Raw genomic sequence first — 12,060 nt, forward strand, 5'->3', positions numbered from 1 at the left:
CCCAAGAGGTTTTCCGGGCGTTCCCTGATGTCGGTGTCGGCTCCCTACTACGGCGATTCCGCCGTGATGCGCACACCGCCGCCCGACCTGCCGTCGCTGCTGCTCAAGGAACGCATCGTTTACCTGGGCCTGCCCCTCTTCTCCGACGACGACGCCAAGCGCCAGATGGGCGTGGACGTGACCGAGCTGATCATCGCCCAGATGCTTTATCTGGAGTTCGATAATCCCGAGAAGCCGATCTTCTTCTATATCAATTCCACCGGCACCAGCTGGTATTCCGGTGACGCGATCGGCTTTGAAACCGAGGCCTTCGCTATCTGCGACACGATCCGCTACGTGAAGCCGCCGGTGCACACGATCTGCATCGGCCAGGCGATGGGCACCGCCGCGATGATCCTCTCGGCTGGGGCCAAGGGGCACCGGGCGGCCCTGCCCCATGCGTCGATCGTGCTGCACCAGCCCCGCTCCGGCGCCCGCGGCCAGGCCAGCGACATCCAGATCCGCGCCCAGGAAGTGCTCACCAACAAGCGCACCATGCTGGAGATGCTTTCGGAAACCACCGGCCGCAGCGTGGAGCAGCTCAGCAAGGACTCCGACCGCATGACCTACCTCACCCCCCGCGAGGCTCTGGAATACGGCCTGATCGACCGCATCCTCACCACCCAGAAGGTGCCGGTGCCACTGGCTGGCGCCGTCTGATGCCGCGCGGGCCGGCCACTCCTGCCTGCTTGTTTCCGCCTTCCTGTTCCCGCAACGTTTTCCGCACCCTCACCACTCCCTCGCCATGCCCATCGGCACCCCCAGCGTTCCTTACCGTCTCCCCGGCAGCCAGTACGAGCGCTGGGTGGACATCTACACGCGGCTCGGCGTGGAGCGCATTCTCTTTCTGGGCTCGGAGGTGAACGACGGCATCGCTAACAGCCTGGTGGCGCAGATGCTCTACCTCGATTCCGACGACAACAGCAAACCGATCTACCTCTACATCAACTCGCCGGGTGGCTCGGTTACGGCGGGTCTGGCGATCTTCGACACCATCCAGTATGTGAAGTCGGAGGTGATCACCATCTGCGTGGGTCTGGCGGCCAGTATGGGCGCCTTCCTGTTGGCGGCAGGCACCAAGGGCAAACGGCTCGCCCTGCCGCACGCGCGGATCATGATCCACCAGCCCCTTGGCGGCACCAGCCAGCGCCAGGCCAGCGACATCGAGATCGAGGCGCGCGAGATCCTGCGCATCAAGGACATGCTCAACCAGAGTCTGGCGGACATGTCCGGCCAGAGCCTGGAGAAGATCGCCAAAGACACCGACCGCGACTACTTCCTCAGTGCCGCCGAGGCCAAGGCTTACGGGCTGATCGATCGGGTGATCGACCACCCCAGCGAGGTCTGAGCCCGAGGTCGGGTGGGGCGCGACCGTAAAGTCGCTGTTTGCCCTGCCCGATTCGCCGGATGGCCCAGCTTTTCTACGACTCCGACGCCGATCTGAGCCTGCTTGACGGCAAAACGGTGGCCATCATCGGCTATGGCTCCCAGGGCCACGCCCATGCCCTGAACCTCAAGGACAGTGGGGTGAATGTGGTGGTGGGCCTTTATGAAGGCAGCCGCTCGGCCGAGAAGGCCAAAGCCGATGGCTTGGAAGTGCTCAGCGTGGCCGAGGCGGCCGAGCGGGCCGACTGGATCATGGTGCTCCTGCCCGACGAAACCCAGAAGAAGGTCTACGACGCCGAAATCGCGCCCCATCTGAGCGCCGGCAAGATCCTCAGCTTCGCCCACGGCTTCAACATCCGCTTCGGCTTGGTGGTGCCTCCCAAGGACGTTGACGTGGTGATGATCGCCCCCAAGGGTCCTGGCCACACCGTGCGCTGGGAATACCAGAACGGCCAGGGCGTGCCCGCCCTGTTCGCGATCGAGCAGGACGCCAGCGGCCAGGCCCGGCCCCTGGCCATGGCCTACGCCAAGGCAATCGGCGGCACCCGCGCCGGCATCCTTGAAACCAACTTCAAGGAGGAAACCGAAACCGACCTGTTCGGCGAACAGGCCGTGCTCTGCGGTGGCCTCAGCGAACTGGTGAAAGCAGGCTTCGAAACCCTGGTGGATGCCGGCTATCAGCCCGAGCTGGCCTATTTCGAGTGCCTGCACGAAGTGAAGCTGATCGTGGATCTGATGGTGAAGGGCGGTCTCACCGCCATGCGCGATTCGATCTCCAATACCGCCGAATACGGCGATTACGTGAGCGGCCCGCGCCTGATCACCGACGACACCAAAGCGGAGATGAAGCGCATCCTCGCCGACATCCAGGACGGCACCTTCGCCCGCAATTTCGTGGCCGAATGTGAGGCGGGCAAGCCCGCCATGACCGCCGCCCGCGAGCGCGATGCCCACCATCCGATCGAGAAGGTCGGCAAGGGGCTGCGCGCCATGTTCAGCTGGCTCAAAGTGGCCTGATCCTGAGCAGCCAGCCATGCGCCGCGGCCTGCTTTCCCTGGCCTGGGGAAGTGCCCAGGCAAGCGCCAGCCTCACCCTGGCGTCCGCGGCCTGGCTGGTGAGCGGCCTCACGGCCTCGCCGCTGATCAACAGCCTCCTGCCCGTGCTGGCCACGGCGGCGGCACTGATGCCGTTACCGCAGCAGCCGTTGCTGGGCAGCCTGTTGCAACTGCTCGCCACCCTGCTGCTGCTGGCCATCGGGCTGCACGGCCAGAACCTCGACCCTGCCACGGCTACTGCCTCAGCCACTGGCGCAGCCTCTGCTGCGGTCGGCGGCGGTGTTGTCCTGCCCCTGGCGCTGGCCTTGCTGGCGGTGCTGCTGTTCGGACTGGGCCTGCAGATCGGCCAGCTGCCGCTGCAGCGGTTCCTCGTGGGAGTCCAGGGGATTTCAATGCGGCGTCTGCGCTCCGGCTCCGAGCTCGGCGCCCTGCTGGGCCACCTGCTCACGGCCCTGCTGTTTCCGATCGGCAAGGCGGTGCTGCAGTTCTCGCAGGCACTCGTGCTGCTGCTGCCGCTGCTGCCTGCTGCCCTGCTCTCGCGCCGCCCGGGTCGTCGCCACCTCCCCCCTCGCTCAGGCCCAGATCTCGCCTCAGCAGGATCCTCTACGGCCTTAACAGCTTCCGCCGTAGCCGCTTCCACCGCAGTGGCGGCGGCCGCTGGGGCCAACCCTGGCGGCGGCGTGTCCTTGAACTGGCGCTGCTGCCTGCAGGGGGTTCTGTTCGGCAGCCTGTTCGGCTTGCTGCCCCTCTGGGTGCGTCAGCTCGGGGGGGGCAGCTGCTTCGATTTCGGCATGGTGCTCACCGCCTACGGGCTGGGACGCCTCCTGGCCGCCGCAGGACCCGCTGGCTCCCTGCCGTCCCCGCCTGCCCTCGTTGCCACAGCGGCGCTCGCCGGGCCGTGGCGGTTGCATCCGGCCCGGGGGGGCCTTCCCTACCTCCTGCTGGCCTTCACGCTGGCGGCCACCCAGTGGCTGCCGGGCTGGGGCTCCCTGGTGCTGTTCCTGCCGATGGGGGGCCTGGCCGCTTTGAGCGATGCCCGGCTGGTGGCCACGCTGGACACTCATCCAGATGACTCCGCCACGGACGAGCCGCTGCGGTGGCAGATCCTGGCGCGCTCCAGTGGTGTCGGAGCCCTGGCCGGCAGCCTGCTGATGGGCGGCACCGCCCAGTTGCTTGGTCTGCCTCTGGCGCTGCCCCTGCAGGTGCTGGCGTTCGCCGCCGCCGCCGTGCCCCTGTCACTGGCGGGCCGCCGCCGAGGACTGGCTTGAGCAGCAGCGGTGCAGCTGCTGCCCTGCTGGCCTGGCTGACCGTGGCAGCGGCCTGCGGACTTGACCGCTGGCTCGGCGATCCCGCCGGCTGGCTGCATCCGGTGCAGGTGATGGGTTGGTGGATCAGCGTCTTGCGCCGGAGCGCAGAAGCCTGGGCCGGCGATCGGCCTGGGCGGCTTCGCCTGGCCGGTGCCTGCATCACCGTGCTCTTGGTGGGCGGCAGTGCTGGCGCCGGTTGGCTGCTGGAGGCGCTGGCCTGGCGCCAGCCGGCGCTGGGTCTGCCGCTGCTCTGGCTGGGCCTGACCAGCTGCCTGGCGGGAGCAAGCCTGGAGCAGGCGGTGCGGGCGGCGGTGGCGCCGCTGGAGCGGCATCCGGCCGAGGCCCCGCCCTCTCCCGAGGCACTGGCGGAGGCCAGGGCTCGCCTGGCGTGGATCGTGGGCCGTGACGTCGACCAGCTGGACGAGGCCGGCATCCTGCGGGCAGCCGCAGAAACCGCCGCCGAAAACAGCGTGGACGGGCTGTTTGCCCCGCTCTTCTGGCTGCTTGTGGGCGCCGGCCTCTGGCTGACGGCTGGATTGATGCCGCCTGCAGCGGGCCTGATGGTCTCCGCAGACGGTCTGATCGTGACTGGGCACACCCTGGCCCACGGTGTGCCCCCTGTGCCCGGGCCGCTGGCGCTCGGCTGGGCCTTCAAGGCCAGCAGCACGCTGGATTCGATGCTGGGGTACCGGCGTGGGCGGCTGCGCTGGCTGGGCACCGCCGGCGCCCGGCTCGACGACCTGCTCACCTGGTTGCCCTGCCGCCTGGTGGCACTCACCCTCCCGCTGTTGCAGGCCGGCCGTTCGCAGGCCGTGGCCCAGCTGCGGCTGGCCTTGCGGGAGGGCGGCCCCGACCCGTCGCCGAATGCGGGCGTGTCACAGGCGGCCTTCGCTGCCGCCGCCCACCTGCGCCTTGGCGGCGCCAATCACTACGGCGGTGTGCGGATCGACAAACCGGTGCTCGGGGCGGGCTGGCCGGCAGCAGACCAGGCAGGCGTGGAGCGCCTGTTGCGGCTGTCCCGGCAACTGGAGCTGCTGTGGCTGCTCGTGGCGTTACCGCTGCTGGTGCTCATCGCGGCCCTGAGACCGCGTTGACTCCTGGTTGTCACGCGCGGCTTGACTCTGGCTGCCTGCGACTGACGGGCTTCCAATGCCGTCAGACGCGGCTGGCTGCGCTCGGAAAACTCGGTTTGCCGGACGCCAACCAGTCTGCGTTGCTCAGTATGCGCCGCGGTCTCTCGGGAAGAGGACCACCCCCACAGTGCGCAGAATGATCGAAAGATCGGCGCACAAGCTGCGGTGGCGGGCATAGGCCACATCCATCCGCACCCGTTCGGCGTAGCGGAGATTGTTGCGCCCCGACACCTGCCAGAGGCCGGTAATCCCGGGCCTTACTGCCAGCACCTCATTCATGCGGCGCCCGTAGCGCCTGAGCTCGTCCCTGACGATCGGCCGGGGACCCACCACGCTCATCTCACCTCGAAGCACATTGAGGAATTGGGGCAGCTCATCAAGGCTGGAGCGACGCAGAAAGCGGCCAATCGGTGTGATCCTGGGATCGGCCTTGAGTTTGAAATCCTTGCCGTATTCGCGTTTGAGTTCAGGGGATTGCTCGAGCAACGCCTGAAGCATGAGGTCAGCATCTTTACGCATGGTGCGGAATTTGATGCAACCGAAATCGCGGAAGCCCCGTCCGATGCGCCGCTGCACGTAGAACACCGGCCCAGGCGAACTCACCTTTACTAGGGCTGCCAACATCAGGAACAACGGGCTACCGAGCCCTAGCACCGCCAGCGAAAAGACGATGTCACCGGTCCGCTTGACCACCCGGGATGTGGTGCTCTGGGCTTCGATCAATTGCGCCGCGGTGGGCCGATCGCGGGAAGTCGGCACGGCAGTGAGTGCGGATCTCCTGCCTGGCAGCGGGGTGATGGCGGAGGAAGTGGCGGACAGGGCGGCGGAGTGGGAAAGGGTGGAAGGGGTCGCTGATGCGGACAGGAACGGTGGCGGGGTGGCGGGTCTGTAGGGGTTGCTGCTGGCGTTCACCATCTCGCCCCTTGGTGTTGAAACTCTAAAAATCGTTTTGTTCTCCCACAAGCCAGCAAGGTCACTCAGACCAGAGGCACAGCCAGGGCCTCTCAGCACGCTTGAGGTCCACAGTTCTGGACGCAAACTGCCGCACGACGCAGCGCCCTGCTCACCATGGGGCTCTGTTCAACTCTGAGCGATGCTTACCTTTGCGCGCTCTGGCAAGCCGCTCGGCTCCGGCAGGCTCAACTCAGAGTGTGCGTTCCCCTGGAGCCGTGGCTCAGCCCTGGGGCCATGGAAGGGGCTGACGGCCCTGATTCAGGCGGACCCCGTGCTGCTGCCAGTAGCGCTCCAGTAAGCCCAGCAGCCGCTCCCGGAAGCGCTCGGGGGCGAAGGTCTCGGCCCATGCCCGTTGCCGCTCTGGCGGGAACCGGGACCAGAGGCGTTGCTGTTCGAACTGCTCCAGGGCTGCCACGAGGCTGGAGCTGGTGGGCGCGTCGAACAACAGGCCGGTGGGGTGCGCGCTGCCGCTGTTGAGGCAACGGACACTGTCGAGCAGGCCCCCCTGCCCCAGACCGATCACAGGCGCTCCCGCCGCCATGGCCTCCACCGGCGCGATGCCGAAATCCTCCAGGCCGGCATGCAGAAACGCTCGGCAGCGACCCATCAGGCCGTTCACCTCCTCCTCCGAACAGCGCCCGAGGAAACGCACGCTCGGACCCGCCAGCTGCTCCAGGCGCTGCCGTTCCGGCCCGTCACCCACCAGCCACAACGGCAGACCGGTGCGGTTGAAGGCCTCCACCATCAGGTCCACCCGCTTGTAGGGCACCAACCGGCAGACGGAGAGATAGAAGTCGTCGCGGGGCAGATGGCAATCGAAGCGATCGACCGCCACCGGTGGGTGCAGCACCGCACTACGGCGGCCCCAGTAGCGCCGGATGCGGCGTGCGGTGAAGCGGGAGTTGGCGAGGATCCGATCGACGCGACCGGCACTGACCACGTCCCACTGACGCAGTTGGTGCAGCTGCCAGCGCAGCAGCGGCCCCAGCGGACTGCGGGCGATGGCGGAGCGCGACAGGTAGGCGTGCATCTGGTCCCAGGCGTAGCGCACCGGGGTGTGCACGTAACTGACGTGCAGCTGTTCGGGGTCGGTGAGCACGCCCTTGGCAACCAGATGGGAGCTGCTCAGCACCAGCGGATAGCCCCGCAGGTCGAGCTGTTCGATCGCCAGGGGCAGCAGGGGCAGATACTGCTGTACGTGACTGACCCCCCAGGGCAGTTGCTGGATGAAGGAGGTGCGGATCGTGCGCCTGTGCAGCCAGCTCTGGGACCGGCGGCTTTCCCCGTCCACAAGCGCGAACAGGTGCGGATGCAGCAGGGCGTCCATTTCCTGGACCACCAGCTCCGAGCCGCCCACGGACCGGGGGGTGAACCACTCGTGAACGAGGGCGATCTGGTCGGGCACCCTGGGCATGGCGGCACGGTAGGCGCTCCGATGGCCTGCGAGGTCACGAAAGCTCTCAGTGGATTGCCATCCCTGCCGCTGGTCTGGATGCTGAACCCAGTCCATGGTCGCCATGCCGATTCGCGATCTGCTTGAAGACGCCCTCGAGGAACCCTCGATCGGCGAGACCGACTGCTTCCAGTGGCATGCCACGGCTGTAGGCATCGCCGCGCTTTGGCGTGCGGGTCAACCGCCAGCTGTACCTCCCTTCGAGGTGGCACTGAAGGAAGGCCTGCTGGTGGGTCTGGATCTGAGCCGGGAGGAGCGCGAGTTTCACCAGCTCCGTAAGGGCCTGGTGCTGCTGTTCCATTCCTGAGGCCTGCGGAAAGCTACCGAGTCATTTCTCCGTCGGCGCAGCCAGCCGGATTGGTCTTAGTGCTCATAAGCCGGGGCCACCACGACACTGTTGCGTCCGCTGCGTTTTGCCGTGTAAAGCGCTTTGTCCATGCGTGCCAGGAAGGTATCCGCGTCGTCTTCCTCAAGGTGCAGCGAAGCGACTCCGAGACTCATGCTCACCGAGGTGGCAACATCTCCGCTAGAGATCCTTAGCTCCTGCACTTTGAACCGTAAAGATTCAGCGATCACAAGAGCTCGGTCCTGTGGGCAGTCAATCAACAGGATCACAAACTCCTCGCCTCCATAGCGAAAACAATAGTCAGTCGCCCGTATGCCGGTGCTGACCGCATGGGCTACGGCCTGAAGTGCTTTGTCTCCAAAGGGGTGTCCGAAGCGATCGTTAATCTCCTTAAAGTGATCGATATCAAGAAGAATCCCCGTCAAGGGATGCTGACTTCGCTTGGCTCTGGCCACCTCCTCTCCTAAACGCAAATGAAAATCGCGCCGATTTCTGCAGCCAGTGAGCGCATCTGTCATGCTCAGCTCGGCCATCTGATCGCGAGAGCGAGCGAGCTCAAGCGTAAGCTGATTGATTCGTTGAATTCGCATGTTGATCAGATTGATCATTGTGGCGAATTCGCTGATTGCGGTTACAGCCAAGGTTGGCATCAGCATGCTCGATTCTCCTGAGAGTTCGGCCCGTGGCTCGGATGTCAATGGCTTCAATAGCTTCTGTATTTCATTCTCAAACATCCTTGCAAGCTGTTCGGTGATCAAGACTCCCACAAGCAACAACAAGCCAAGAAGACCAAATGTATGCAAGGATTCCCTCTGTAGCTTCCTGATGAGTGGGGCCGCTGGAGAGACAACGCGTGTGATCACCTCATTGGAGGCAAGGGGAGCAGTCCCTTGGGAATCCTGATTTAGCATTTGAACTTTTGTTTCCCAGTAGCTATTCAGTAGCTTCATGAGGGGAACATCGCCGTCTTGAGGGATCAAGATCGTGAGTCCATTCTGAGTGATGAATTTTGCGCTGCCATTCACGTACTGGTGATCCAGGATGTGGAAAAGAGCTGGGTTTGAATTGACTCTGCTGACTTTGGTCTGGCTGTATTGGGTGGTGACTTTGCGTTCTCTTTCAATTGCAACGCGCTCTCTGCCAATCCAAAAATCTGATCCTTTGTCTTTCAAAAAGGAATCGGGAAGGGATCGGGAGGCATGAGCAATGTTGACCAAGTTATTCAGTTCATCGCGTTGCGAGACTTTGACGAGTTGATTCGCAGATAGCCCCCATGTGATCAGTGAAGGCGTGAGCAAGGAGAGAAGGCCAAAGGCGAATATTGCTGTTCGTATGGAAACGCTCTGATCCGGCCTTGGTCGGATCCACAGCCGATAAACCAGGACCAGCAACACGGCCATCAAGGTATTGAGGACCCCATTGACGGCCTGTTTGAGAGCGATAAGGGTAGTAGGGGTAAGATCAACTCCCAGGAATAGGTGATAGAAAACGAATGTAAGTGGGATGCCAGCAAGAAGCCAAAACGTCAGATCGTGAAGGATGATGCGATCGTTGATAACGCGTTCCTGGGCCTTGGACTCCCTGTTTGTGGCAACCGATAGCCAGGTGATTTCAAGAACATAAATAATTGTTCCCCACGGATGCCCCCATGTGGCCCAGGTAACAAGTGCTGCGAGCCCGCCGATGGCCAATCCCCACCACTGCTGCCAGATGAGGAGTGCAAGAACGGCAAAGATCGAGCCAAAAAAGATATGAATGCCAATCGTAATTGGAACATTGATTAGGGTGCCAAAGATGGCCCCCCAGAGGAGTATGGCAAAGGCCGGGATCGTGGGATGTGGTTGGCGGGCCGGCAAAAAGTGTTTTCCGGAAGGAAATGGCTCCAAACTTAATATACATGCTTAATGATTGATGCGCCTGCCAAGTTTCGTATGGATCGTTACTGGGCCTCTTCTGCCGGCTGATTTTGTGCGCTCGCATGCCTCCTCAGGAAGGCTTGTATGCCGTCAACAGGGCTTGTTGTTCGCCCTGTCCCCCGAAGCGCCTCTGCCCGTGAGCGCGTGCCGATGACCATTCCCTGAGAATGTGATCGGTGGCCTCCGTCAGAATGGACAAACATGTCTCTTGGGCTTTCTGATGACCCCATCTGCCCAGTTCTGGAGCCACAAGCCCTGGTGGTGCCAGCCTTGGTCGATCGTCGGCACCGGCCTTGCTATAGGCGCGGCCAGCCTTGTGCTGCTGCCTCGTTGGTGGATCTCCGCACCGGTGGTGGCCGCCGTACTGGCGTGGTGGTGGCTGTTCCTGGTGCTGGTGCCTGCTGCTGCCGAAGATGGCCAGCTCATGGACGCTGGTGGTGTGACTGATCCGGGCGTCAATGAATCCCCGGACCTGGACCCGTGACCGGGTGTGACCAGCGGACGAACAGCTGTGGAAATGGCAACCGATCTGACAGCAGGGGAGTGCCCAGACCCTTGAATAGGGTGTCTCTCATGGCGCTAACGCAGGGACCCTGCCGATGGCGATCCGCATGAGCCCTGATCAGAGAACGACACCATGAGCTACGAACCGGGTACGAACGAGTGCCGGTTGCTGATCGACAGCAAAGCCCAGATTGAGCTGGCTCTGGCCAGCCTCGCCAAACTCGAGAACACCGATCACATCCGCCTGCAACTGCTGGCGGTGTACAACCAGCTCGAAGGCCTCCACGACCTCAGGCGGGCCAAGCGCCCGGGGCCGATTCCTGCTGGAGCTCTCCCGGATGAAACCGATTGACAAAGTCCTCCAGGGGCATCGGGCCGCAATGTCGGCTCCAAATGGACTCATCCTCGGAGCGCGACCACATCGAGATCCGCAGGGGCCAGCGACCTGAGGCCCGGAACACGATCCGATAGCGGTAGAGGCAGCCAAGACAGTGATCAGGGGAGGGCACGGGCTCTCCTTCCCCATAGCGACGCAGAAAGCCCGTGAGCAGCCCACCGCCGCCGCCTCCTGCTCCTGGGTGTTCGGCTTCGCCGTCAAGGCTTGCCGTTTCCAACCGCAGAGCAGCGGCGGCCGGGTTGCCCGCGTGGGGCAGGTGCAGATGAAGGGCTCCCCAGCCAGGGAATCCCAGGAAGGAAAAAACGGCTCGGGTGGCCATCACGGCATGCGCAGAAGATCCACCCCTCCATTTCCCGCCCTGTCCCAGGGGATCGCGCGCCGGTGCTCCTCCCGTGCGTTCGTTCTGCTGCCGGGGGGGTTGGCAGGCCTGCTGGGTGCTGCCCTGCTCACTGGCTCGGCTCCCCCAGTTCCCTCGCCGCCGGCGTTGGCGGGTCTGCTGCGGGTGGGCTGGCCGGTATTGGCCGCCGACAGGCATCTGCGCAGGCTCGGCTGGCGCCCGGCCCCCGGGCGCCAGCCGGATGCGCTTGATCGCAAGCTGGCCGGCAACAGCCTGGCCAGCCTGAGTGACTGCTCGGGCACGGGCCTGGGTTTCTGCCGCTACGACTACCGCCGCGATGCCGTGAACCTCAGCGTGATCACGCTGCCAGAGCAGGCGATCTTGCAGCAGGTGATGCCGGCGCAGAAGCTGATCGAGGCGGGACAGGTTGAGCCGAAACCGCCAGGTGCAACAGGTGGTGCTCGCGTGGTGCGCTGGCTGCATTCCGATTCCGGGCGCACCTGGGGGCTGTGTCCCGGCAGCGAGCTGCCTCACCGGCTGGTGTCCTGCCCCGAGCCCTGAGCTCGCTCCTGCCGCATGGGCCCTGGCTTCACAGCGCCTGCGATGATCGCCTCAGTGGGGACGGCGGAGATGATTCCGGAAAACAAGCGCCGGCCGGCCTGGCTCAACTGGCTCTTCCTGCTGGCGTTCCTCTGGTCGTCGTGGCAGCTGGCCGGGCTCTGGCTGGCCCGGCTGAGCTGAGGCGGAGTCAGGCCAGAGCCCGGCCAGTCCTGTCCAGACCGGCCGCTCACGTCGATGCTCAAGTGGATTCGTCGGCAGGATCAGCCCCATCGCCCAGTGCCTGCCTCAACCGGCCCAGCAACACCTCGGTGGCCTGCTCCTGGCTGAGGCCGCGGCCACAGGCGGCATCCCGCCAGCTCCGGCTGGCCTGGATCAGTTCCTCCAGCGGACCTGCTCCAGCCCGCAGCGCTTCGAAGGCACCCAGAAGCCGTGCGCGCTCCGCCGCATCGGGGTCGCCGCAGACGATGTACTGCATTCCATCGCTGCCGGTGTAAAGCAGCGTTCCATCAGGCCCCAGTAACGGCGCGGTGGCTGGAATCGCCGGAGTGGGATCGGCCCCGTCCCGTTCCTGCAGATCGTCTTCCCATGCATCGCCATTTTGGTCATCGCCATCGGGGGCTTCGCCATCGGGGAGATCGGACGACCGGGGTGGGGACATGGGGAAGGCAGCAG

14 protein-coding genes are annotated in these 12,060 nt (G+C 64.4%); 10 read left to right on the plus strand and 4 right to left on the minus strand.

Annotated elements, in window-relative coordinates; all coding sequences use genetic code 11:
• The first annotated feature begins 27 nt into the window (after window positions 1-27).
• The 5 genes from CJZ80_RS01870 (at window position 28) to CJZ80_RS01890 (ending at window position 4,881) form a co-directional block, all read left to right on the plus strand.
• Window positions 28-699: an ATP-dependent Clp protease proteolytic subunit gene (locus CJZ80_RS01870; RefSeq protein ID WP_094510351.1), complete on the plus strand. Its 672-nt coding sequence runs from the start codon at window positions 28-30 to the stop codon at window positions 697-699.
• 85 nt (window positions 700-784) lie between these two features.
• Window positions 785-1,387 (plus strand): ATP-dependent Clp protease proteolytic subunit, encoded by a 603-nt coding sequence (locus CJZ80_RS01875; RefSeq protein WP_094510352.1) that lies wholly within the window; start codon window positions 785-787, stop codon window positions 1,385-1,387.
• Between the two features lie 59 nt (window positions 1,388-1,446).
• Entirely contained in the window at window positions 1,447-2,442 is a 996-nt protein-coding gene (ilvC, locus tag CJZ80_RS01880) for a ketol-acid reductoisomerase (RefSeq protein WP_094510353.1), read from the plus strand.
• A 16-nt stretch (window positions 2,443-2,458) separates the two neighbouring features.
• A complete protein-coding gene (locus CJZ80_RS01885; protein WP_094510354.1) occupies window positions 2,459-3,748 on the plus strand; it encodes a hypothetical protein in 1,290 nt (429 codons plus the stop codon).
• Complete coding sequence (locus CJZ80_RS01890) at window positions 3,745-4,881, plus strand: CobD/CbiB family cobalamin biosynthesis protein (protein WP_233132721.1); 1,137 nt, start codon at window positions 3,745-3,747, stop codon at window positions 4,879-4,881. Before CJZ80_RS01885 ends, CJZ80_RS01890 begins: the two co-directional genes overlap by 4 nt.
• A 123-nt stretch (window positions 4,882-5,004) precedes the next feature.
• On the opposite strand, the gene CJZ80_RS01895 is transcribed toward CJZ80_RS01890, so the two are convergent.
• Both CJZ80_RS01895 and CJZ80_RS01900 read right to left on the minus strand, forming a co-directional pair.
• Window positions 5,005-5,835 carry a sugar transferase gene (locus tag CJZ80_RS01895; RefSeq protein WP_233132722.1) on the minus strand — a complete coding sequence of 277 codons (831 nt, stop codon included), beginning with the start codon at window positions 5,833-5,835 and terminating at the stop codon, window positions 5,005-5,007.
• A 259-nt stretch (window positions 5,836-6,094) separates the two neighbouring features.
• Window positions 6,095-7,288 (minus strand): glycosyltransferase, encoded by a 1,194-nt coding sequence (locus CJZ80_RS01900; protein ID WP_094510466.1) that lies wholly within the window; start codon window positions 7,286-7,288, stop codon window positions 6,095-6,097.
• A gap of 103 nt (window positions 7,289-7,391) precedes the next feature.
• Here CJZ80_RS01900 and CJZ80_RS01905 point away from each other — a divergent pair, with 103 nt between their 5' ends.
• Window positions 7,392-7,634: a hypothetical protein gene (locus tag CJZ80_RS01905; RefSeq protein WP_094510467.1), complete on the plus strand. Its 243-nt coding sequence runs from the start codon at window positions 7,392-7,394 to the stop codon at window positions 7,632-7,634.
• A 56-nt stretch (window positions 7,635-7,690) separates the two neighbouring features.
• On the opposite strand, the gene CJZ80_RS01910 is transcribed toward CJZ80_RS01905, so the two are convergent.
• Window positions 7,691-9,559 carry a GGDEF domain-containing protein gene (locus tag CJZ80_RS01910; RefSeq protein WP_144036870.1) on the minus strand — a complete coding sequence of 623 codons (1,869 nt, stop codon included), beginning with the start codon at window positions 9,557-9,559 and terminating at the stop codon, window positions 7,691-7,693.
• 250 nt (window positions 9,560-9,809) lie between these two features.
• Between CJZ80_RS01910 and CJZ80_RS01915 the strand changes: the two genes are divergently transcribed.
• From CJZ80_RS01915 to CJZ80_RS15235, 4 genes are all read left to right on the plus strand, one after another.
• On the plus strand, window positions 9,810-10,073 hold the full coding sequence (locus CJZ80_RS01915; RefSeq protein WP_233132723.1) for a DUF6737 family protein: 264 nt from the start codon (window positions 9,810-9,812) through the stop codon (window positions 10,071-10,073).
• A 153-nt stretch (window positions 10,074-10,226) separates the two neighbouring features.
• The gene (locus CJZ80_RS01920) at window positions 10,227-10,445 is read left to right on the plus strand and encodes a hypothetical protein (RefSeq protein ID WP_094510356.1); all 219 of its coding nucleotides are present in this window, start codon (window positions 10,227-10,229) and stop codon (window positions 10,443-10,445) included.
• A gap of 463 nt (window positions 10,446-10,908) precedes the next feature.
• A complete protein-coding gene (locus CJZ80_RS15410; RefSeq protein ID WP_198948198.1) occupies window positions 10,909-11,388 on the plus strand; it encodes a hypothetical protein in 480 nt (159 codons plus the stop codon).
• Between the two features lie 42 nt (window positions 11,389-11,430).
• A complete protein-coding gene (locus CJZ80_RS15235; RefSeq protein WP_158217395.1) occupies window positions 11,431-11,568 on the plus strand; it encodes a hypothetical protein in 138 nt (45 codons plus the stop codon).
• A gap of 58 nt (window positions 11,569-11,626) precedes the next feature.
• Here the strand turns inward: CJZ80_RS15235 and CJZ80_RS01930 are convergent, their stop codons facing one another.
• Window positions 11,627-12,046 (minus strand): hypothetical protein, encoded by a 420-nt coding sequence (locus CJZ80_RS01930; RefSeq protein ID WP_094510357.1) that lies wholly within the window; start codon window positions 12,044-12,046, stop codon window positions 11,627-11,629.
• Window positions 12,047-12,060: the final 14 nt, after the last annotated feature.

Source organism: Synechococcus sp. MW101C3 (genome assembly GCF_002252635.1).
Lineage (GTDB): Bacteria > Cyanobacteriota > Cyanobacteriia > PCC-6307 > Cyanobiaceae > MW101C3.

Coding starts and splice junctions, on each gene's coding strand:
- CJZ80_RS01920 (WP_094510356.1), top strand. CDS start 10,227: ATGAGCTACGAACCGGGTACGAACGAGTGCCGGTTGCTGATCGACAGC.
- CJZ80_RS01930 (WP_094510357.1), bottom strand. CDS start 12,046: ATGTCCCCACCCCGGTCGTCCGATCTCCCCGATGGCGAAGCCCCCGAT.
- CJZ80_RS01875 (WP_094510352.1), top strand. CDS start 785: ATGCCCATCGGCACCCCCAGCGTTCCTTACCGTCTCCCCGGCAGCCAG.
- CJZ80_RS15235 (WP_158217395.1), top strand. CDS start 11,431: ATGATCGCCTCAGTGGGGACGGCGGAGATGATTCCGGAAAACAAGCGC.
- CJZ80_RS01905 (WP_094510467.1), top strand. CDS start 7,392: ATGCCGATTCGCGATCTGCTTGAAGACGCCCTCGAGGAACCCTCGATC.
- CJZ80_RS01895 (WP_233132722.1), bottom strand. CDS start 5,835: ATGGTGAACGCCAGCAGCAACCCCTACAGACCCGCCACCCCGCCACCG.
- CJZ80_RS01870 (WP_094510351.1), top strand. CDS start 28: ATGTCGGTGTCGGCTCCCTACTACGGCGATTCCGCCGTGATGCGCACA.
- CJZ80_RS01900 (WP_094510466.1), bottom strand. CDS start 7,288: ATGCCCAGGGTGCCCGACCAGATCGCCCTCGTTCACGAGTGGTTCACC.
- CJZ80_RS01915 (WP_233132723.1), top strand. CDS start 9,810: ATGACCCCATCTGCCCAGTTCTGGAGCCACAAGCCCTGGTGGTGCCAG.
- ilvC (WP_094510353.1), top strand. CDS start 1,447: ATGGCCCAGCTTTTCTACGACTCCGACGCCGATCTGAGCCTGCTTGAC.
- CJZ80_RS01885 (WP_094510354.1), top strand. CDS start 2,459: ATGCGCCGCGGCCTGCTTTCCCTGGCCTGGGGAAGTGCCCAGGCAAGC.